The following is a 21,229-nucleotide window of genomic DNA, read 5'->3' as shown; positions in this document are numbered from 1 at the left end:
ATTTCCCAGAGCAGTTTTGCGCAAGGACTTGTGAAGTTTTTCCGCAGCTTCCCCTCGGGTCAGCGGCGGGGCTCAGTTGCCCTGTGCCGGGATGTCAGCGCCCTGCGGTGCGGTCTCCGCAATGATCTTGAACATCGCCCCGGTGGGGTCAGTGAGCGTGGCGAGCCGTCCGAACGGGGTATCGGCGAGCCCGTCGATCACCGTGGCGCCCAGGGACACGGCCTTCTCGGCGGAGGCGTCCGCGTCCTGAACGGCGAAGTAGACCTGCCAGTGGGAAGGGGCCTCGGCGGGGAGATAGCCCGAGGCATCCATGATTCCTGCCTTGGCGGCGTCGCCAGCGCCCAGCGTGGTGTAGCGGAAGTCAGGGGTGTCACTCATGACCTCGGTGTCCCAGCCAAAAACGTCCTCGTAAAACTTGACCGCCGTGGCATAGTCCTTGGTGTGAAGCTCGTGCCACGCCGGCGTTCCGGCTTCGGCGGCGAGTTCGTAGCCCTTCATCTCACCGGGCTGCCAGATGCCGACGGCCGCGCCGGTAGCGTCGCCGATCATGGCCATGCTTCCTTGCTCGGGCACGTCCATAGGTTCCAGGTAGACCTGGCCGCCGTGCTCCGCCGCGACCTTGACCGTCGTCCTGGCGTCGTCCGTGCGCAGGTAGGTGGACCAGACGTCCGGGAAGTTCGCCTGGCTTTCCTGTTTCTGCATCATTCCGGCCACGGGCCTGCCGTTCTTCCGGGCCGTAATGTAGCCGCCGTATTTTTCCTGGTCGCCCGTCTCGAAGGTCCAGCCAAAAAGTTCGCCATAGAACGCCTTGGCCTTTTCCGGGTCGGAGGTCATCAGGTCGATCCAGCACGGCGCTCCGTTGGTGTGTTGGGGTGTTGGCATGGTGGGCTCCTGCTCTGTGCTGCGGCCATTGTGGTGCCGCCGGGCGGCCGGATTCTTATGGGAGGTGAAGACACAGTGAGACTATTCCGGCGCACCGACGGTTTCAATGGTTTGCTGTGGCCCGGCCCGGCCCCGCCCCCGCGTGCCCCCGCCGCGTGCCCCCGCCGCGCGCCCGATCGGGTGCTTCGGCGCCGCGGGTGCAGATCAGGGCGCATCCGCCCCCCGCATCCGCCCTGATCTGCACACGCGGCGGTCCGAGCCTGCCCGCATCCGCCCTGATCTGCACACGCGGCGGTCCGAGCCTGCCCGCATCGACCGGCACTTCCGGCCGCCAGCGCCTACCCCGTCCACCGGAACCTCCTACGCCATCCCCGCAGGTTCCACCCTCTCCGGCGCTGAGGCTGTGGATAACCCGGCGTAGTCCGCACCGCGTTGTGGCCTAATAGGCCCATGGCAACCGCGAAACCCCTTCCGGCGGAGCTGGCGGCGAGGTCCTTCACTATCAGCGAGGGCCGGCTGGGTGGCATTTCCCCGTGGCGGGCCAAAGCCAAGGACATCCATGTGCCGAGCCGCGGCATCCGCGTGCCGATCGGTCGGCAGCAGTCCCTGCTGGAACGGGTGCGGCCATATACGGAATTGGGGACGCCCGACACTGTCAGCTACTACTCCGCGGCCGCCCTTCACGCCTTGAAGCTCCCGGGCAGCCTGGCGCAGGGGAGTCCGACGCCCATGGCAGGTCTGCTGCACCTGACCAGGCCGGGGTCCGCCGCTCCCCGCCGTAAGGGCGTCATCGGCCACCGCGCCATGCTGGAGCCCGCCGATATTGTCATGCTGCAGGGTGTCCCGGTCACTTCGATTCCCCGGACCCTGCTGGACCTCGCCGGGACGGGTGCCCTGACTCTTGAGGACCTCGTCGTCATCGCCGACGACCTCGTCTGCGAGCATGTGCGCTACCAGCACCCGCGGACCGCACGCATGACGTTGGAGGAGCTCCTGCGCTATGCCGGGAGCCGCAAACCGGTGTCGGGTCTTCGCCTGCTGAGGAAGTCGCTCGGGCTGGTCCGCGTGGGCGTCGACTCGCCACCGGAAACCAGGCTCCGGCTGCTCTTTGGCCGCTCCGCGCTGCCGGCCTTCGAGCCGAACCACGTGCTGTTGGATGAACAGGGCGCTCCGCTGTGGATCGATCTCGCCTGCCCCGAGTTCCGGCTGGCGGTGGAGTACGACGGCGGCCATCACCTCACGCCCGAGCAGCAGTTGGCCGATGCGCTGCGCAACGAACGCACCGTCGGCGCGGGCTGGCGACAGCTGGTCATCAACAAACTCGACGTCGGGAATGGCGAGAGCTGGGTGCTGGCGCGTGTGCGGCAGGCCCTGCGGGCACAGGGATGGCCAGGATGATCCCGCCCGCCTGATGAGTATGTCTGCCTCTGCCTGCCGCCGACCATTTGTTTGCGCACAGCTGTTACCGCCCAAACCCAGGCTCTGCCGGGCAGTGGTACGCCGCGGGAGCAGATCAGGGCGTATCCGCGCCCGGCATTCGCCCTGATCTGCCCACCGGCGGCCCATTTGTACACCCAGCTGTTTTTACCGCCCAGGCCCAGGCCAGGGCATCGCCCAGGTCCAAGCCGCCCGCGCCCGCGCCCGGGCCATCGGCGCACGGCAGGCCCGGGCAGCCACGCAAAAATGCCCCTGCTTTCGCGGCAAGCGCTGAAGCAGGGGCATTATTCGCGGAAGGTAAGAGATTCGAACTCTTGGTACGGGGTTACCGCACACTGGTTTTCAAGACCAGCTCCATCGGCCGCTCGGACAACCTTCCCTACGGAGTAGTGTTTCATAGGCGGTCGGTGCAACAAAAACGCGGTGCGCCCGCGGCCGGGGGCAACTCCTCCGCCTACTCTGGAAGACTGGAAGAATGGGCTCCGGGCGTGGGGTGCACAGCGCATGCCCGCAAGAAGCCTGCAAGAAGTCTGCACGAAGCCAGTTACGAACCGGGAGTTCTCCATGAAGGCTGTCTATATCTCAAAGCCGGGCGGACCCGAGGCCCTGGAGGTCCGCGAGGTCCCGTCCCCGGTGCCCGGAACCGGCGAGGTGCTGATCGACGTCGTCGCCGCGGGGCTCAACCGTGCGGACGTCCAGCAGCGCAAGGGCTACTACCCGCCCCCGCCCGGCGCCTCGGAGATCCCCGGGCTGGAAGTCTCCGGCCGGATTGCCGGCTTCGGACCCGGCGTAGCCAAGCCGTTCTCTGTGGGCGACAAGGTGGTCGCCCTGCTGGCCGGCGGCGGCTATGCCGAACAGGTGGCCGTCCCGGCGGGACAGGTTCTGAGGGTCCCGGACGGCGTCGACCTCGTCACTGCCGCGTCACTGCCGGAAGTTGCGGCCACGGTGTACTCCAACCTGATCATGACGGCGCAGCTGCAGCCGGGAGAGACTGTGCTCATCCACGGGGCAACCGGCGGCATCGGCACGATGGCCATCCAGCTCGCGAAGGCCTTCGGAGCCGTGGTGGCCGCCACGGCGGGCAGCGCAGAAAAAGTCGGCACCGCCAAGGCGTTCCTTGGCGCGGACATCGCGATTAACTACGCCGAGGAAGACTTCCCGGAGAGCCTTCGCGCGCAGAACGGCGGCAAAGGCGCGGATGTCATTCTCGACGTCGTCGGGGCCAAGTACCTCACCCAGAACCTCGACGCGCTGGCCGACTACGGGCGGCTGGTGGTGATCGGCCTGCAGGGTGGCACGAAAGGTGAACTGGACCTCGGCAAGCTGCTGAGCAAGCGTGCCGCGATCATTGCCACGGCGCTGCGCCCGCGGCCCGTGGAGGAGAAGACCGTGATCATGGATGCGGTCCGCGAGGCGGTCTGGCCGCTGATCAGCGATGGCCGGATCCGCCCGCTGGTGGCAAAGACCTTCCCGCTGGAGCAGGTCAGCGCCGCGCACCGGTACTTCGACAGCGGCGACCACGTGGGGAAAATCCTGCTGGTTATGTAGCACACATATTCCAGTTTTGGCATATCAGAATTGCTTCGGCATACCGAATCACTGTAGTGTAATTCCATACGCGGTATACACGCGTCTTGGGGCGCGTGTATGCTGTCGTCCCGCTACCCTCCGGGAGCATAATGTCCATCCGTCACAGCCTCCTCGCACTCCTGCAGGACCGGCCACGCTATGGCTACCAGCTCAGGATCGAATTCGAAGACCGCACCGGATCCTCCTGGCCCCTCAATATCGGGCAGGTCTACACCACCCTCGATCGCCTGGAACGCGACGGCCTTGTCACCAAGGACGGCGCCGACGGCGAGGGGCACGTGGTTTACAGCATCACCCCCGAGGGCAGCGCGGAAGTCCGCCACTGGTTTACTTCTCCTGTTCCACGGACCCGCCCTCCGCGGAACGAACTGGCCATCAAGCTCGCGCTGGCGCTGACGCTTCCCGGTGTGGACGTCGGCGCCGCCATCCACGCCCAGCGCGCCGTCTCCATCCGGGCCCTCCAGGACTACACCAAGGCGCGCAGGGATACGGCGTCGCAGCACCGTTCCGCGGACACCGCCCGGCTGCTGGTCCTGGATTCCCTCATCTTCCAGACCGAAGCCGAGGTGCGATGGCTGGACCTCTGTGAGGCCCGGCTCATGCAGCTGGCCGGCCCGCCCGCCTGACCCCCGAGGCCCGCCGGCCCGACACCTAAGGCCTACCCGCAAGTAACACCCGCCGGTAATGATTCCGCCGTTGGGCGCGTTTGGTCGGCCGTTCATCGACTCCACCGGCCCTTCTGGCGCAAAGCCATACCCAAGATTCGCCGCTGTTGGTAGGGTGCCTTGGGGCACATCTGTCGAGTGGATTTGCCCGGTTGGGGTTTCTCAAGGAGGAGACATGGGCACAATGCCAGATGGCACGCCAAAAAACTTAGTAGTCGACGACGGCATCACGCCGGATCCGGCTCTGCCGCCCACGTCCGTGGACGTCTCCGTGCTCGAAGCCGAAGAGCGCAAATGGACGCCGGCCAAGATTGCGCTTTGGGTGGCGATCTCCCTGCTGGGCGCCGTGGCATGGTTCATGCTCGCGATTGTCCGCGGTGAAACGGTCAACGCCATCTGGTTCGTGTTCGCCGCGGTCTGCACCTACCTGATCGGCTACCGCTTCTACTCCAAGGTCATCGAGCGCTACCTGCTCAAGCCGAACGATCGCCGGGCCACGCCCGCGGAGTACAAAGCTGACGGCAAGGACTACGTCCGCACGGACCGCAACGTCCTGTTCGGCCACCACTTCGCCGCCATCGCCGGTGCCGGTCCCCTGGTGGGCCCGATCCTCGCAGCCCAGATGGGCTACCTCCCGGGCACCATCTGGATCATCTTCGGCGTCGTGTTCGCCGGAGCCGTCCAGGACTACGTCGTGTTGTTCTTCTCCATGCGCCGCGGCGGACGCTCCCTGGGCCAGATGGCCCGCGAGGAACTCGGCGTCATCGGCGGCACCGCCGCCCTGGTCGCCACCCTGCTGATCATGGTGATCATCGTCGCCATCCTGGCCCTCGTCGTCGTCAACGCCCTGGCCGAAAGCCCGTGGGGCGTCTTCTCCGTCGGCATGACCATCCCGATCGCCCTCTTTATGGGCATCTACCTGCGCTTCATCCGCCCCGGCAAGATCATGGAAGTTTCCCTGATCGGGTTCGTGCTGCTGATGGCCGCCATCATCGGCGGCGGCGCCGTTGCCGCCACTGACTGGGGCCATGCCTTCTTCACGCTGGACAAGGTCACCATCGCGTGGGCGCTCATCATCTACGGCTTCATCGCAGCGATTCTCCCCGTCTGGCTCCTGCTGGCCCCGCGTGACTATCTCTCCACCTTCATGAAGATCGGCGTCATCGCGATGCTGGCCGTGGCAGTCATCGTGGTCCGCCCGGAAATCTCCGTCCCGGCCTTCAGCGAATTCGCCAGCCGCGATAACGGGCCCGTCTTCCCGGGCGCGGTGTTCCCGTTCCTCTTTGTCACCATCGCCTGTGGTGCGCTTTCGGGATTCCACGCCCTGATCGCCTCCGGCACCACGCCGAAGCTGATCGAGAAGGAACGCCAGACCCGCTTCATCGGGTACGGCGGAATGCTGATGGAGTCCTTCGTGGCCATCATGGCCCTCGTCGCGGCGATCTCCATTGACCGCGGGCTCTACTTCGCGATGAACTCCCCGGCCGCACTCACCGGCGGCACCGTGGAAACGGCGGCCGCCTGGGTCAACAGCCTGGGATTGTCCGGCGTGAACATCAGCCCGAACATGCTTGCCGAGACGGCTGCCAATGTCGGCGAGACCAGCATCATCTCGCGCACCGGCGGAGCACCGACCCTCGCCGTGGGCCTTGCCCACATCATGCAGCAGTTCATCGGCGGCACCGCCATGATGGCCTTCTGGTACCACTTCGCCATTATGTTCGAGGCCCTGTTCATCCTCACCGCGGTCGACGCCGGCACCCGGGTTGCTCGCTTCATGCTGCAGGACTCGATCGGCAACTTCATCCCGAAGTTCAAGGAACACTCCTGGCGTCCCGGCGCGTGGCTTGCCACCGCCGTAATGGTCGCGGCCTGGGGCGCCGTGCTGATCATGGGCGTCACGGATCCGCTGGGCGGCATCAACACGCTGTTCCCGCTGTTCGGCATCGCCAACCAGCTGCTGGCAGCCATCGCCTTGTCCGTCTGCCTGGCCATCGCGGCCAAGAGGGGCTCCTTCAAGTACCTCTGGATCGTGGCGGTCCCGATGGCCTTCGCGGCCGTCGTGACCATCACGGCCAGCTACCAGAAGATCTTCTCCTCCACTCCGGCGGTCGGCTACTTCGCCAACAACGCGGCCTTCTCCAAGGCACTCGCGGACGGCAAGACCTCCTTCGGCACGGCGAAGACCGTCCCGGCCATGGAAGCCGTCATCCGGAACACCGCGATCCAGGGCTGGCTTTCGGTCATCTTCGTGGTGCTCAGCATCATCGTCATCGTGGCCGCGCTGATCGCCACCTACAAGGCGTTCCGCAACACCAAAGCCGGTGTGATCAACACCGACAACGAGGATCCGGCCCTGCCGTCCCGGGTCTTTGCCCCGGCTGGACCAGCTCCCACTCCGGCAGAGCGCGAGCTGCTCGCGAAGTGGAACCAGCTGCCGGCGGACCACCGGACCGCCAAGGCAACCCACCAATAATGCGGAGGCACAAATGAACGCTGTAGTGGCAGGCTTCCGGGGATTCACCCGGTACCTGGGTGGTGTGATGGGTGCGGATGCGTACGCAAAGTACCTGGCGCACCACGCTGAGGCCGGTCACGGTGCCGCACCGATGACCGAAAAGGAATTCTGGCGGGACCAGACTGACCGTCAGGAAGCCAACCCGCAGGGCCGTTGCTGCTGATCGGTTTCGACTGATGAGCGCTGCCGCTACGGAGGGCGCCGCCGGGCACATCAGTGCTCGACGGCGCCCTCCGCCGTCGTTGTTTGGCCTCCGATCCGCGCCGACTGCTGGGCCGCGCAGCGTTGGCCGCAGATTGGCCGGTGCGCGGCTCCGGGCTCGTGAGAGTATGAAGCCATGAGCGATCCACATGACACTCAGTCCGCCGTCGGTTTCCCGGTCGAAGCCACCCCCCTGAACTCGCCGCCGGCCGGCGACGGCAGGCAGGCGGCGCCGGGCGGCCAGCCCGCAGCCACGGCCGGTGCGCGGGCCAAATCCAGCCAGCTCCAGGACCTCGTTGACGAACCCGCGAAGGTGATGCGGATCGGCACCATGATGAAGCAGCTCCTCGACGAAGTGAAATCCGCACCCCTCGACGAGGCCGCGCGGGTCCGGCTGGCCGAAATACATGAACGCTCGATCAAGGAGCTGGAGGACGGCCTGGCGCCGGAACTGGTCGAGGAGCTGGAACGGATCACCCTTCCCTTCCCCGAGGACGGAACCCCGTCGGATGCGGAGCTGCGGATCGCCCAGGCGCAGCTGGTCGGCTGGCTGGAGGGCCTCTTCCACGGAATCCAGACCGCCCTTGCAGCCCAGCAAGCCGCCCGGCAGCACGCCGCCGCGCAGGCACAGCTCCGCCAGTTGCCGCCCGGGACCATGATCGCCCCCGGGGTGATCATCGGCGAGAACGGCGAGCCCCAGCGCGCCGCCGTGCCCCGACCCGGTGCGGATCCCTCGCAGCCTCCCGAACCCGCAAGCCCGGACCACGGTCCCGGCCAGTACCTGTAAGGCAACGTTGGGATTTTTCAGCTCCGCCCGGCAGGGACGCAAAGACGACGCCGAACTCGGCAAAGGCCTCTGGCGGCGCGCCTACGACCGCTTCACCCGGGGGCTCGACCGCTACCACCAGATCCTTGAGGGGGTGGAGGACGAGGCCCTCTATGCCGAGCTCCTTGAGATCGCCAACGAGCTTTCCGCGCTCTCCGGGCGGGTCCGGCAGGTCTGCGTGGAAGCCCAGCGGCGCGCACCCAGCGAGGGACTCGACATTCCGGGGAGCCTGACCGGAGTCCACCGCGCACTCTCAACGGCCGGCAACTCCCTGGCCACCACGGCCGAAGCAGCCGCGATGCTGCGGCTCGCCCTCGGGCCGGCCCCGGCCGGCGCGGAGTCGGTGCGGCGCCGTGCCGCGTCGGTACTCGAGCAGGTCAACGACGCCGAGCGGCGGCTTGCCGAGGCGGCCGCCGCGGAGTGAGAGGTCCGGGCAGGCGCCCGCCTGGGCGGTTATTCCCGGTTATTCCCGGTTAAGCGCCTAGCTTAGCCGCCTCTGATTCACTGGCGATCCGGCCCGCGCATTGGCAGGATTGCGGGATGACTTTCTCACCGGTACTGACTTTCAATGACGGCAACACCATTCCCCAGCTTGGCTACGGCGTTTGGCAGGTTGAAGACGACGTCGCCGAGAAGGTGGTCGTCCAGGCTTTCGAGGCAGGGTTCCGCCACATCGACACCGCCAAGATCTACGGGAACGAGGCGGGCGTCGGCCGCGCGATCCAGCGCTCCGGTCTCCGGCCCGAGGAAATCTTCATCACCACCAAGCTGTGGAACGCGGACCAGGGCTACGAATCCACGCTGAAGGCCTTCGAGGAATCCATGGAGCGCCTGGGCCTGGAGACACTGGACATGTACCTGATCCACTGGATGCAGCCCAAGCAGGACAAATACGTCGACACCTGGAAGGCTCTGATCGAGCTGCAGAAGCAGGGCCGGGTGAAGACCATCGGCGTCTCCAACTTCACCAAGGAAGGCCTGCAGCGACTGATCGATGAGACCGGCGTCGTACCGGCCATCAACCAGATCGAACTGCACCCGTTCTTCAACCAGGCAGCGTTGCGGGAATTCAACGCCTCCAAGGGCATCCTCACCGAGGCCTGGTCTCCGCTTGGCCAGGGCGGCGAGCTGCTCGAGAGCCCGGTCATCGGCCAGATCGCGGCAAAGCACAACGCCACACCGGCGCAGGTTGTCATCGCCTGGCACCTGTCCATCGGCAACGTGGTCATCCCCAAGTCCGTCACCGAGGCCCGCATCCGGGAGAACTACGCCGCGCTGGATGTCAGCCTGGATGAGACCGATGTGCAGGCCATCAACGGCCTGGACAACTCGGCGGAGGGCGCAGGCCGCATCGGCGCCGACCCGGCGGTCTCCGACTTCGCATAGGCCGAGGCCGGGGCAACCGCCGGCGGCCTAGTCAGCAGCAGGGCCTCCATCCGGACCGGGTGGGGGCCTTTCTGCTGCCTGGTGACATTAGCGGTCCGGGCTAGGCGGCCTTCCGGCCTTCCTGCACCGGTACCGCGTCGATGATCGCCCAGCCTTGCTCGTCAGCGACCCGGCGGCTGGCGAAGCGTTCGGCGTCGGAGACGTCGTCGAAGGTCTCGGTGCGAATCCGGCCGCAGTCGGTGTCCAGGTAGGTGACTTCAAAGTACTGGTTGGTGTCCATGATTTAAGTGTGCGGCCGGCCTCCGACACTATTTGGCCATCACTCCGGCGTGTTGCCAAGCCGCAGCACGCGTTCCCGGGCCAGATCCTCAGTGCGGCGGGCCTTCTCCGCAGCCCGTGCGGCCTGTTGCGCCTGGGCAGTGACCAGTTCACGCTCTTTTCTGGCGGCCTTCAATTCCTGCTCGCGCCGGGCAAGCTGCTCCCGCAACTCCCGGACGGTCTCGGAAAGCTCCGTGGTCAGGGCGGTGGTCGAGGCCAGCTCCTCCTCGTGCTGCCGGGCGTCCGCTGCGGCTGCCGTGGCGGCCTCTTCCGCATCCCTGAACGCCGCCCGGGCCCGTTCCAGCGCGGACGGTGTGGATCTCCGCGGCTCCTGCCGGACAGCCCGCAGACGGGGCCGCGCCGGCTCCTCCGTGGGTGCGGCCCCGGCCCCGGTCCGGGCAGAGACTCCGACCCGCACAGACTTCACGGGCGGGCCGGTCGGGGAAACGGCTGGTGCCGAGGCCATGGGCTCCAGCCCGGGAAGCGCAACGGCACCGGCAAGATCCACCACGTCGACGCCGTCGGCGGACAGCCCCCGGAGCAGGCGCCCGGACTGCACGGCTGCCGCGGCCCCCGCATCCGCTGTTGCCGCCCGCAGCGTCGCTTCCACTTCCGCCGCGATCGCGGCGCTGATCTTCCGGCCCTGCTGCTCGGCCACCTCCCGCGCGGCCTTGACCGCGCTGCCGAGGAGCTGGCGCCGTTCCTGTCCCAGCCGGCGGAGCTCCGCGGCGTCGAGGGAGGACTGCGCGGTCCGCATGGACTGCCCCAGCCCGGCGAGTTCCCGGAGGGTCCCCGGCCGCCGGCGGACGAGCATGTTCACTGTCCACGCCGCCACAGACGGCTTGGTCAGGGAACGCAGCTCGGCAGCGCGGGACGGCTGGTCTCCAGCGGCGGCGGCATCCTTGGCGGCAGCAGTCCGGGCGGGAATAAAGTCATCGAACGGGAGGGCATAGAGTCGTGCCGCAACATCCGCCAGCCACTGCTCTCCCATGCAAGAATCATAGAAGCCCGGCCCCGGCGGCGACGCCGCCAGCGGGCAGTTACCCCGGAGAAAAGGGCACCATGATCGAACTAGCTGGGCTGCCGGCCCACATCCTGCTCATCCACGCCGTCGTTGTACTGGCGCCGATCGCCGGCCTCGCCGCGATCGTATATGCCGCGGCGCCACGCTGGCGCAGCTACCTGGCCTGGCCGCTGGGAGTGCTGTCCCTGGCGCTGGTCCCGGTGTCCCTGCTCACGGCGGAGGCCGGGGAGCAGCTCCAGAAGGCCCGCCCTGCCTCCGCCCTGATCCATGAACATGCGGAACAGGGGGACGTGCTCAAGGCCGTTTCCGTGGTGTTCTTCGTCGTCATCGCCGCGACGCTGATCGTGAGCTATGAGCCCATCGGCCGGCGATTCGCCTTCCTGGGGCACCTGCGGACCAACCGCGCCGTCCAGATAGCCGTTCTGGTCGTTGCGGCGGCTGCCGGGGCTTTCTTCGTCTACCAGAGCATCATCACCGGCCATTCCGGCGCTGCTTCCGTCTGGGCCCGTTGACCGGACCGCCACGCGGCGACGGACCCTGCGACACCCCGCAGAGGCCAGCCAACACGGGGCCCGGCGCAGCCGCGGGCGGGCCCCGCGCCCTCCCATGGCACGTCCGCCGTGCCACCGAGGCCCTGCACACGCTCGAGGTCAACCCGGACACCGGTCTGGATTCGGACGAGGCGGCCCGGCGGCTCGAACTCTACGGCGCCAATGAACTCCGCTCCGCACCGCCCGTGCCGCTGTGGCGGAAAATTCTGCGGCAGTTCCAGGACCCGCTGATCTACCTGCTGCTGGCCGCCATCGGCATCTCGGTTCTGGCCTGGGCGGTGGAGGGTGCTGCCGGCGTACCGATTGACGCGCTGGTGATTGCGGCCGTGGTCCTGTTCAACGGCGTCCTCGGCTTCGTCCAGGAGAACAAAGCTGAAAGCGCCGTCGCCGCGCTGCGGCTGATGACGGCAGCGACCTCCATGGTGCTGCGGGATGGCGAGCTCAGAACTGTTCCCTCCGCGGAGCTGGTGCAGGGTGACATCCTGGTCCTCAACGAGGGCGATTCCGTCGGTGCAGACGCCCGCCTGATCACGGCAAGTTCCCTGGGGGTTGCCGAGTCCTCCCTCACTGGCGAAAGCGCGCCTGTCTTCAAGGACCCCAGCACCCTGAGCGGCGTCGTCGCCCTCGGCGACCGGCTCAACATGGTCTTCAAGGGGACGGCCGTCGCCCGGGGCGTGGGACGCGCCGTGGTCACCGGGACCGCGATGGACACGGAGGTCGGCGCGATCGCCGGGATGCTGGCCGCCGCCGAGGCTGCCCCTACCCCGCTGCAGCGTGAGATCGCGGGCGTGAGCAAGATGCTCGGCATCACGGTGATCGCGATCGCCGTCGTGGTGATGGCCACGATCATTGTCGTCAACGGCGTGTCCTCGCTGAGCGGGCTCGTCGCTGTCCTGCTGCTGGGGGTCTCGCTCGCGGTGGCGGCTGTTCCCGAGGGACTGCCTGCCATCCTTTCCGTGGTGCTCGCCATCGGCGTCCAGAATATGGCCAAACGCCAGGCCGTCGTCAAAGAGCTGCACTCCGTGGAAACCCTCGGCTCCGCATCGGTCATCGCTTCGGACAAGACCGGAACGCTCACGCGCAACGAGATGACCATCTGCAGGATCACCACCGCCTCCGGCCGGGTCGAGCTCACCGGTGTCGGCTACCGGCCGGAGGGCGGCGTGCTCCGCGACGGCCAGGAAGTGCGGGATCCGGCCCTGCTCCAGGAAGCACGCATGGTGCTGGCCGGCGGTTCCTTCGCCAATAACGCGCAACTTCGGGAACGCGACGGCGAATGGGAGATCCAGGGCGACCCGACGGAAGCGGCGTTCCTCGTCGCCGCCAGGAAGCTGGGCGGCGTCACGGACCGCGTGGGGGAGTTCGAACGGCACGGCGAAATCCCGTTTACCTCGGAGCGGAAACTGATGTCCGCGCTGGCCCACCACCGGGAGGGTGGCACCCTGTCCCTGGTCACGAAGGGCGCTCCGGACGTCCTGCTGGAACGCTGCACCGGCCTGCAGCTCGGCGGGGACGTCGTACCGATGGACGCCGGCCGCCGCGCCCGGGCCCTGGCCGACGTCGAGGAACTCTCGGCCCAGGCCTTCCGAACCTTGGGGGTGGCCTACCGCCAGTACACCGAAGCGGACCGTCACGAAACGGACGTGCTCGATGAGGAAGACGAGAGCACGCTCGTGTACGTCGGCGTCGTTGGAATCCTGGACCCGCCCCGGGCCGAAGCGGCAACCGCGGTGGCTGAGGCCCGGCGGGCCGGCATCCGCGTAGTGATGATCACCGGGGACCACCCGCTCAGCGCGGCGCGGATCGCCGGCGATCTGGGAATCTCCGGGCCGGGGGAGCGGGCAGTCACGGGCGCCGAACTGGACGAACTGGACGCGGACGGTCTGCGGGCGCTCACCCTGAACACCTCGGTGTATGCGCGGGTGGCGCCGCAGAATAAACTGCAGATCATCACCGCCCTGCAGGCCCAGGGCAACGTGGTGGCAATGACCGGCGACGGCGTCAATGACGCGCCGGCGCTGAAGAGGGCGGACATCGGCATCGCCATGGGCGTCACCGGCACCGAGGTCACGAAGGAAGCCTCGAACATGATCCTGGGCGATGACAACTTCGCCACGATCGTCTCGGCGGTGCACCAGGGCCGGGTCATCTTCGAGAACATCGAAAAATTCCTGCGCTACCTGCTGTCCTCGAACATGGGCGAGGTCTTTACGGTGTTCCTCGGCGTCGTGTTCGCCGGCGCCATGGGGCTGGCCGGAGCGAGCGCCGGTGAGGTCGCGGTGCCGCTGCTGGCCACCCAGATTCTGTGGATCAATCTCGTGACCGACTCCGGCCCCGCGCTCGCGATGGGCGTTGACCCGGAAACTGACGACGTCATGGCACGCGGGCCCCGGAAACGCAGCGACCGCATCCTCGGCCCGCGGATGTGGCTGGGCATCCTGAGCATCGGCCTGGTCATGGGCGTCGCGTCGCTGCTGACCATCGACATCTTCCTGCCGGGCGGGCTGGTCCCGGGCGGCACCGAACCGCTCGACGTCGCACGGACCGCCGGTTTCACCACCCTCGTGTTCGCCCAGCTGTTCAACGCCTTCAACTCCCGATCGGAGACGACGACGGCCTTCCGCCGGCTCTTCGTGAACAGATGGCTCTGGGGATCCGTCCTCCTGGCCACGGTGCTTCAAGTTGCTGTGGTCGAGCTGCCGCTCCTGCAGCGGGCCTTCGGGACCGCGTCCCTGGACCCCGGCCAGTGGGCCGTCTGCGTGGCCATGGCCTCGACCGTCCTGTGGTTCGACGAGCTCCGCAAGGCCGCCCTCCGGCTGGGCGGGCGGCGCCGGAACGCGCAGGCAGTCCGATGACGGGCGCCGGGTCCCGGCCCTAAGTCTGCCCCGAGGCGCTGCGGGTGCTGTGGAGCGCGAGAACCAGCACCACGAACGCGACCAGCTGCAGCACCGCCACCGCCACGATCAACAGCGGGCGGGTGCCATAAAGCGCGCCGTACAGGGCCCCGCCCGCCAGCGCGCCCGCCCCTTCGAAAGCGGCGAAGACACCGTACGCCGTCCCCTGGCGCCGGGCCGGCACCAGATCCGCGACCAGCGCCTTGACGGTCGAATCCTGGATGCCCACGGCGGTACCCCAAATGAGGACACCGGAAAACGCCAGCCCGGCCGCCGGCGCCAGGGCCAGGACCGGGACGGCCGCAGTCAGCAGCGGAAGCGCGAGGAGCACCCGGGCGCCGGAACGGTCATAGAGGACGCCGGTGGCGAGCGCACCCAGGGCCGCCGCCGTCATAGCGCCGGCGTACAGCAGCGGGACAACGGCCACCGGAACGGCCGCCGTCGTCGTGAGGTGGTAGGAGATGACACCGAAGGCAACCAGCCCGGCGCTCCAGAAGAACGCCGCGACAGCGAACAGGGCAAAGCTCCCCGTGAACAACGACGCCGGACGGCCGGCGGCGCCTGGCCGTGCCGGGTCCACGGCGGCCGGCGGACCGGCGACGGCGTCGGGCGGGGCCAGTGGACCGGTGCCCGGATCCGGCGGACCAGCGGCGGCGTCGGGCGGGGCCAGCGGACCGGCGCCGGGATCCGGCACCCGGCGGCGCAGCCGGAACAGCAGGAACATGGCCGCCGCGGCCGGAACGGACAGCACCGCGAAGGCAACCGAGAGGTTTCCGGTGGCCGCGAGGACCGCGGCAACCAGTACCGGCCCCAGCAGGGCTCCGAGGAGATCGAGGGATTTATGGACGGCAAAGCCGCGGCCGCGGCCCACCGGCTTGGCGACTGCGGCCAGCAGCACGGTCTTGGCCGGGCTGCGCACGGCTTTCCCGACCCTGTCCCCGATGATGAGCACTGAGGCGAGGACCAGGCCGGCTGCTCCCGCCCAGGACGCCACGGCCAGCAGGGGCACGCAGACCGCCGTGAGCGCATAACCTGCGATCGTGAAGGTCCAGTACCTGCGGGTCCGGTCGGCCCAGGGCCCGAACACCAGCCGGAGCCCCTGCGCCGCAGCTTCGGCGGCGCCCGTGACGAGGCCGACGAGCAGCGCCGAGGCACCCAGTTGGGCGAGCAGGGGGCCCGCCAGCGGCCGGGCCCCGTCGGAGACCGCGTCGGCGGCCAGGCTGACGAGCCCAAAGCCGATCACCGGACCCCAGACGAACCGCCGGCTGGCCCCGGGCAGGGCGGATCGATTCTCCCGCTCGCGGGCTGACAAGTTTCGGTGGGGCAGGCCCATTTCCCAAGACTCGCGGACGGCCCGTGGAAGGACAAGAGGCCGGGGAGCCTGCTTTTTGCTAGACGGTTTTCCGGATGGTCAGGAACGCCCACCCCGCGACTAACAGGCCGCCGAACGCCAGCAGGATCGCGCCCGGAACGCCGCGGCCGTCCCGGTCGTCGGGCGTCTGCGTCGCTGTGGGTGCGGGACCTGTCGGGTCCGGTATCAGTGCGCCAACGGCGGGGGCGCCGGTGGTCGGAGGAACCTCCGCCGGTGGCACGGCGCCGGGGTCGCCGGTGGGTTTCTCTTCCGGGGCGGGGGCCGGGGCGGGCGCCCTGGCAGTCCGCGGGGCGGGGAGATTTCCGGACGGGATCGGCGGGGGCGCCGGCACGATGGTGGCGCTGGCTGTCGGGGCAGGCTCCGGGTTGGGGCCTGGCCGGTTCGGGGGCGTCGGGCAGGTGCGTGCCGCCGCGCTCCCTCCGTTGGGATCGCAGGGAGCGGCGGCGGCCGGCAGTGCAGGCACCAGCAGAGGTAATGCCAGCATCAGCGCTGCCGTGATGGTGTAGCCGGCCGCTTTTGTGGTCTTCACCCGATCCATCGTAGGGGCGCGGCCGTTGTCAGGCCGGGACCTGGGCAGGGGCGATCCTGGCAGGGCGGCGGAGGCAAGGCCGCCGCCGCCCGAATGGCCGTGCCGGGTCCGGGCTACTGCCAGGCCCGGACGTAGTCGACCTTCATCTCGGAGGCCGGCCCGTACGTGGTGCTGGTGCCGGCTTTGCCGACATTCAGCACGAGGTACTGGGCGGCATTGCCGTCGTCGGTCGGGAAGGACTTGACCTTGACGCCGTCGACATAGACCTCGGAGACGTTGGCCTTACGCCACAAGCCGTAGGTGTGGTACTCGTTCCCCCAGCTGCCGGCGATGGTGCCCTGGTTGTGGGTTCCGGAGCCGGAGTGGTAGTTGGACGTCATCTTTCCCTGGAGCACTTCGGCGATGTCGTTCTCACCGGTGGCCGGCCAGGACTGGCCGGTGGTCCACCACGCGGGCCAGTTGTGCAGCACGGTTCCGTTGCCGGGGAAGGAGATGCGGGCCTCGGTGTAGCCGGTGCGGAACGCGTAGCCGGTTGTGGCGGCGTCGTTCGGGTTTGACGACACAAGGGCGCCGGTGCCGGCGTCCGAAAGTTTCAGCGAGAGGTTTCCGCCGCCGACGGAGACGTTCGCCGGGCTGGTCTTGACCTTGTTCATCGTGCCGCCGCCGAACCAGGAACTGGACCACTTGCTGGTGTCCAGTGCGGTTCCGTTGAAGTCATCGCTGAAAGTCTGGGACCACGCGCCGGGGACCCCCAAAGGCGCCAGCCCGGAGCCGGTCGAGGCCGGCAGGACCGTCAGGGGTGCTGCCGCAGGCGCGGGTGCTGCCGCCGCCGGAACAGGCTCAACCGCCGGTGCTGCCGCCGCCACTGCGGCGGCCGGCGCGGGCGCTGGCGCGGATGCGGGCGCCGCGTGCAGTGTGCAGGGAGGCACGCCGTCTTTGGTGTTCAGGGTGCACGTGTAGGTGCCAGTCCCGGCGGCTGCCGGGGCTGCTCCGGGGGCCGCAACAGCGCCGAGGGAAGCGGTGAGGGAAAGCACGGCTGCTACAGCCGCACCGGAAAACAAAGTTGTGCGTTTCTTCATGTACTACTCCTGGAGCTCACGCTCAGTTGGTGGCGCCCTCCCGCGCAGCGCCAAGGCGCTGGGGCAGGACGGAATGCGCCATTGTTCATGGCCGCACCGAGGGAGATTCACCGGCGCGCCAGAGATGTGGCCGCGTAACTCATCCAGGCAGCGATGTGCCTTCTCGTGCGCCTTTGGCGCAGGCGTCACCCATGGCGGGGCTGAACCCGCAGGAGGGCAAAAAAGAACGGCCCCGGCGACTGCGCCGGGGCCGATAGATAGAGACCAGAGCTTCCTGCCAGAATCGAACTGGCGACCTTCTCATTACGAGTGAGACGCTCTACCAACTGAGCTAAGGAAGCAACCGCCTGAAGTTTCCGGTGACCCGGTCGCTTCATGCCAGAGACAACTGTAGTAGAGTCCTCCGGCCCGGGTCAAAATGAGGGGCAAACGCCTCAGCAGACGGTGTTGTCCGCCGGGGTCTTGCCGTCGACCAGATAGCCGTCCACGGCGCTGCCGATGCAGTCGTTGGAGCGGCCGTAGGCCGTGTGGCCCTCGCCCTTCCACGTCAGCAGCGAGGCCTGGCCCAGCTGCTTGCGCAGGGAGGCCGCCCATTCCACCGGGGTGGCCGGGTCGCCCGTGGTGCCCACCACGAGGATGTCGGTCGAACCCTTGTACTCCACCGGTGCCGGGGTCCGGACGTTTTTGTACGGCCAGTCCTTGCAGTTGGTGCCGCCGAAGGCGAAGTACTTCCCGAAAGTGGGCGACTCCAGGCGCAACTGCTGCTCGTCCGCGCGCATCCCTGCGGTGTCCGTCACCATGGGGTAGTCCAGGCAGTTGATGGCAGTGAAGGCAAAGGTGCTGTTCGAGGAGTAGGTGCCATCGGGTTCCCGTTCGGCGTTGAAGTCGGCCAGCCGGAGGAACGGGGTCGGATCGTTTTTCATGATCGCGCCGAAGGCCTGCGTGAGCAACGGCCAGTTGTCGTTGTTGTACAGCGGGACGATCATGCCGGTGACCAGGGTGGACGCCGAAACCATCCGGCCGTCCTTTGCCCGCATGGGCTTCGCGTCCACGGCGGCGATCACGTCCTGGATCTGCCGGATCCCGTCGTCGACGCTGCCGCTGAGCGGGCAGCCGTCGGTCTGGAGGCAGTGTTCCACGTAGGAACGGAGTGCCTTTTCGAAGGCTTTGGCCTGGCCGCTGGTGAGCTCCTCATTGCTGAGGGACGGGTCCATCGCGCCGTCCAGGACCATCCGGCCGACGTTGTCAGGGAACAGCGAGGCGTACGTCGAGCCGAGGAACGTCCCGTAGGAGAACCCCATGTAGTTCAGCTTCGTGTCGTTGACGGCTGCCCGCAGGATGTCGAGGTCCCTGGCGGAACTGATCGTGTCGATCTTGCCCAGGACCGCTCCGGTCTTTTCCGCACACTTGGCGGCGATCACCTTGTTGTCAGCCAGGGTCTCGGCCACGCCGGCGTCGGTGTCCATGTCGTAGATCTTCGCCCGGGCGGCGTCGCGTTCCTGATCCGTCAGGCAGGTGACCGGGGCGGAACGCTGCACGCCGCGCGGGTCGAAGCCCACGATGTCATAATTGGCGCGGAGTTTTTCCGAGAAGTGGGTGGCGCCGGCGTCCCTGACGAAGTCATAGCCCGAGCCGCCGGGTCCGCCCGGGTTGATGAGCAGGCTGCCTTTGCTGGTGCCCTTCGTGGGCAGCTTGATCGCCGCGATTTCGATGCTGCCGCCGTCCGGCTTGCTGTAGTCCAGCGGGACTTTGACCTTGGCGCATTTGAAGTCGGTTTCGCAGGGGGTCCAGTCGACCTGCTGTGTGTAATAGCTCTTGAGCTCGGCGGGCGCCGAGGACGCGATCTCCGGCTTGGGTGTGCTGGGGTTGTTGGCCCCGCTGCCGCCGCCCAACAAGGTGCACGAGGAAAGCACCAGGGCCAGGGCCATGGCGCCTGCTGCCCGCACGCCGATCGCCACGGATCGGGATCTGGCGGGCACTGCTCGTGCAGACTTCATGCGGTTCTCCTTGGAGGATAGGAACTGGGCGGAGCGGCTGCCGCTTCACACCGGGTGGCGGTTGCGACTGGGGAGGGGTGTTCACCCGGGTCGGGTTAGTTAATGATCCCTCAGATGAGGCTGGCCGCCATCGACTCGATCGTCAGCAGCGGGGCCACGTTGGAAGTCGTAATCCGTTTGCGGGCTTTGTTGATGGCGTCCATGCGGGCCAGCGTGGTTTCGGCGGAGGAATGGCGCGCGAATTCAGTGAGTTCGCTCCTGAGTTCAACGTTGACCAGTTCCACGGCGTTACCCATCTGGATGATCAGCACATCCCGGTAGAAGGACAGCAGGTCGGTCAGTGTGCGGTCCAGCGAATCGGTCACCGAACGCTTGGCGCGGCGCTTCTGGTCGTCCTCGAGCTGTTTGACCTGGCCGCGCATGGCCGGCGGCAGCGTGCCGGTTTCCGGCGCGCCAAGGGTGGCAAGCAGCGCGGCCTTTTCCGCCGCATCGCGTTCATCGTTGGAGCTGTTGGCTTCGTCCGTAGCGATCTTGACAAGCTTTTCCGCCATCAGTACCGCTGCAGTCACGCCCCGGAGCCCCAACGGGAACCGCACGGTTTCGAGGCGCCGCTCGCGGGCTTCCGGGTCCCGGGCCAGGCGGCGTGCGATCCCGACGTGGCTTTGCGCTGCACGGGCCGCACGTTCGGCGACGGCGGGGTCGACGCCGTCGCGCTTGACCAACAGGGCGGCGACGTCGGCCGCGGGCGGCAGCCGCAGCGCCACCGCGCGGCACCGGGAGCGGATCGTGACCAGAACGTCGGCGGGGGAGGGCGCGCACAGCATCCATATGGTGCGGGGGGTGGGCTCCTCGATCGCTTTGAGCAGAACGTTGGTGGTGCGTTCCGCCATCCGGTCCGCGTCCTCGACGACGATGATGCGCCAGCGCGCTGAGGACGGCCGGTTCCCGGCGGTGGAGACCAGTTCGCGGGCCTCGTCGATGGTGATGGTGACCTTTTCGGTGCGCACAAAGGCCACATCGGAGTGTGTTTCGCCCAGGATGGTCAGGCAGGCTGCGCATTCGCCGCAGCCGCGCAGGCTGACGTCGTCCTGGTCGCAGTTCAAGGCGGCGGCGAAGGCCTTCGCCGCGTTGGACCGGCCGGAACCCGGCGGGCCGGTGAAAAGCCACGCATGGGTCAGGCCCTCGCCCTGCGCGGCCTGGCGCAGTTGCGCGACGACGGCGGGCTGGCCCTGGAGGTCGTCCCAGACACTCATGCGCTCACGCCCCGGGGGAGGGCCAGCAGCGATCCGACCCGGTCCAGGATCCGGGCGGCCAACTGGTCGACCGGGAGGTGTGCGGGGAGGACAAGGTACTGTTCCGGCCGGGCTGCGGCGAGGTCCAGGAAGGCGGTCCGGATTCTGGCGTGGAACTCGTCCGCCTCGGATTCCAGCCGGTCCTCGGCAGCGTCGCCCGCAGTACGCCGGCGGCGGCCGACCTCGGGGTCAACATCGAGCAGCACCGTGAGGTCCGGCTGCAACCCCGAAGTGGCCCAGTCGTTCAGGTCGCGCACCGCCTCGGTGCCCAGGTCCCGGCCGGCACCCTGGTAGGCGACCGAGGAGTCGATGTAGCGGTCGCTGAGGACAATCTCGCCGCGGTCCAGGGCGGGGCGGATGACCTGGCTGGCGTGGGCGGCGCGCGAGGCTGCGAAGATCAGGGCCTCCGTGTGCGCATCGATGTGGCCGTGGCCGTGATCGAGGACCAGGGAACGCAGCTTTTCGCCGATCGGGGTGCCGCCCGGCTCACGCGTGCGAAGCACCGTGAGGCCGCGCGATTCAAGGGCGGCAGCGAGTTCGGCTGCCTGCGTGGACTTGCCGGCGCCGTCGCCGCCCTCGAAGGCGATAAAGAGTCCGGGATGTTGGGTGGTCACTGCTCTAGACTACCGACAATCCCTGACAGCAATGCCCCCGGACGTAACGCCTTG

The 21,229-nt window shown here is 68.0% G+C and carries 19 protein-coding genes and 2 tRNA genes; 10 read left to right on the top strand and 11 right to left on the bottom strand.

Features of this window, described 5'->3' with window-relative positions; translation table 11 throughout:
• Positions 1–72: 72 nt before the first annotated feature.
• The gene (locus AC1MFL_RS06475; RefSeq protein WP_479814135.1) at positions 73–882 is read right to left on the bottom strand and encodes a VOC family protein; all 810 of its coding nucleotides are present in this window, start codon (positions 880–882) and stop codon (positions 73–75) included.
• Positions 883–1,332: 450 nt separating this feature from the next.
• Between AC1MFL_RS06475 and AC1MFL_RS06470 the strand changes: the two genes are divergently transcribed.
• Entirely contained in the window at positions 1,333–2,280 is a 948-nt protein-coding gene (locus AC1MFL_RS06470; RefSeq protein WP_479814133.1) for an endonuclease domain-containing protein, read from the top strand.
• Positions 2,281–2,610: 330 nt separating this feature from the next.
• Here the strand turns inward: AC1MFL_RS06470 and AC1MFL_RS06465 are convergent.
• Positions 2,611–2,698, bottom strand: a tRNA-Ser gene (locus tag AC1MFL_RS06465).
• A 185-nt stretch (positions 2,699–2,883) separates the two neighbouring features.
• On the opposite strand from AC1MFL_RS06465, the gene AC1MFL_RS06460 reads away from it, so the two are divergent.
• From AC1MFL_RS06460 to AC1MFL_RS06430, 7 genes are all read left to right on the top strand, one after another.
• Positions 2,884–3,867, top strand: coding sequence for an NAD(P)H-quinone oxidoreductase (locus AC1MFL_RS06460; RefSeq protein ID WP_479814131.1), 984 nt, complete (start codon positions 2,884–2,886; stop codon positions 3,865–3,867).
• 131 nt (positions 3,868–3,998) lie between these two features.
• A complete protein-coding gene (locus AC1MFL_RS06455; RefSeq protein WP_479814129.1) occupies positions 3,999–4,535 on the top strand; it encodes a PadR family transcriptional regulator in 537 nt (178 codons plus the stop codon).
• 214 nt (positions 4,536–4,749) lie between these two features.
• Positions 4,750–7,050 carry a carbon starvation CstA family protein gene (locus tag AC1MFL_RS06450; protein WP_479814127.1) on the top strand — a complete coding sequence of 767 codons (2,301 nt, stop codon included), beginning with the start codon at positions 4,750–4,752 and terminating at the stop codon, positions 7,048–7,050.
• A 13-nt stretch (positions 7,051–7,063) separates the two neighbouring features.
• Positions 7,064–7,255, top strand: coding sequence for a YbdD/YjiX family protein (locus AC1MFL_RS06445; RefSeq protein ID WP_301225496.1), 192 nt, complete (start codon positions 7,064–7,066; stop codon positions 7,253–7,255).
• Positions 7,256–7,429: 174 nt separating this feature from the next.
• The gene (locus AC1MFL_RS06440; protein ID WP_479814125.1) at positions 7,430–8,080 is read left to right on the top strand and encodes a bacterial proteasome activator family protein; all 651 of its coding nucleotides are present in this window, start codon (positions 7,430–7,432) and stop codon (positions 8,078–8,080) included.
• Positions 8,081–8,087: 7 nt separating this feature from the next.
• Positions 8,088–8,543, top strand: coding sequence for a hypothetical protein (locus AC1MFL_RS06435; RefSeq protein ID WP_479814123.1), 456 nt, complete (start codon positions 8,088–8,090; stop codon positions 8,541–8,543).
• A 116-nt stretch (positions 8,544–8,659) separates the two neighbouring features.
• The gene (locus AC1MFL_RS06430) at positions 8,660–9,505 is read left to right on the top strand and encodes an aldo/keto reductase (protein ID WP_479814121.1); all 846 of its coding nucleotides are present in this window, start codon (positions 8,660–8,662) and stop codon (positions 9,503–9,505) included.
• Between the two features lie 100 nt (positions 9,506–9,605).
• On the opposite strand, the gene AC1MFL_RS06425 is transcribed toward AC1MFL_RS06430, so the two are convergent.
• Together AC1MFL_RS06425 and AC1MFL_RS06420 are read right to left on the bottom strand one after the other, a co-directional pair.
• Positions 9,606–9,785, bottom strand: a complete 180-nt coding sequence (locus AC1MFL_RS06425; protein WP_479814119.1) for a hypothetical protein — start codon at positions 9,783–9,785, stop codon at positions 9,606–9,608.
• A gap of 39 nt (positions 9,786–9,824) precedes the next feature.
• Positions 9,825–10,814 (bottom strand): hypothetical protein, encoded by a 990-nt coding sequence (locus tag AC1MFL_RS06420; RefSeq protein ID WP_479814117.1) that lies wholly within the window; start codon positions 10,812–10,814, stop codon positions 9,825–9,827.
• A 71-nt stretch (positions 10,815–10,885) separates the two neighbouring features.
• Between AC1MFL_RS06420 and AC1MFL_RS06415 the strand changes: the two genes are divergently transcribed.
• A complete protein-coding gene (locus AC1MFL_RS06415; RefSeq protein WP_479814115.1) occupies positions 10,886–11,359 on the top strand; it encodes a hypothetical protein in 474 nt (157 codons plus the stop codon).
• Complete coding sequence (locus AC1MFL_RS06410) at positions 11,356–14,253, top strand: cation-translocating P-type ATPase (RefSeq protein WP_479814113.1); 2,898 nt, start codon at positions 11,356–11,358, stop codon at positions 14,251–14,253. The genes AC1MFL_RS06415 and AC1MFL_RS06410 overlap by 4 nt, the downstream gene beginning before the upstream one ends.
• Before the next feature lie 19 nt (positions 14,254–14,272).
• Here AC1MFL_RS06410 and AC1MFL_RS06405 read toward each other — a convergent pair whose 3' ends face one another.
• From AC1MFL_RS06405 to tmk, 7 genes are all read right to left on the bottom strand, one after another.
• Positions 14,273–15,625 (bottom strand): MFS transporter, encoded by a 1,353-nt coding sequence (locus tag AC1MFL_RS06405; protein ID WP_479814111.1) that lies wholly within the window; start codon positions 15,623–15,625, stop codon positions 14,273–14,275.
• A 58-nt stretch (positions 15,626–15,683) separates the two neighbouring features.
• A complete protein-coding gene (locus tag AC1MFL_RS06400; RefSeq protein WP_479814110.1) occupies positions 15,684–16,193 on the bottom strand; it encodes a hypothetical protein in 510 nt (169 codons plus the stop codon).
• Between the two features lie 113 nt (positions 16,194–16,306).
• Positions 16,307–17,272 (bottom strand): glycoside hydrolase family 16 protein, encoded by a 966-nt coding sequence (locus AC1MFL_RS06395; RefSeq protein WP_479814108.1) that lies wholly within the window; start codon positions 17,270–17,272, stop codon positions 16,307–16,309.
• Between the two features lie 268 nt (positions 17,273–17,540).
• A tRNA-Thr gene (locus AC1MFL_RS06390) sits at positions 17,541–17,613 on the bottom strand.
• Positions 17,614–17,706: 93 nt separating this feature from the next.
• Entirely contained in the window at positions 17,707–19,269 is a 1,563-nt protein-coding gene (locus AC1MFL_RS06385; protein WP_479814106.1) for an alpha/beta hydrolase, read from the bottom strand.
• Between the two features lie 110 nt (positions 19,270–19,379).
• A complete protein-coding gene (locus tag AC1MFL_RS06380; RefSeq protein ID WP_479814104.1) occupies positions 19,380–20,522 on the bottom strand; it encodes a DNA polymerase III subunit delta' in 1,143 nt (380 codons plus the stop codon).
• The gene (tmk, locus tag AC1MFL_RS06375) at positions 20,519–21,175 is read right to left on the bottom strand and encodes a dTMP kinase (RefSeq protein ID WP_479814102.1); all 657 of its coding nucleotides are present in this window, start codon (positions 21,173–21,175) and stop codon (positions 20,519–20,521) included. Before tmk ends, AC1MFL_RS06380 begins: the two co-directional genes overlap by 4 nt.
• Between the last annotated feature and the right edge of the window lie 54 nt (positions 21,176–21,229).

Source organism: Arthrobacter sp. BG3, assembly GCF_056680185.1.
This window is presented reverse-complemented; position numbering and strand designations above follow the sequence as displayed.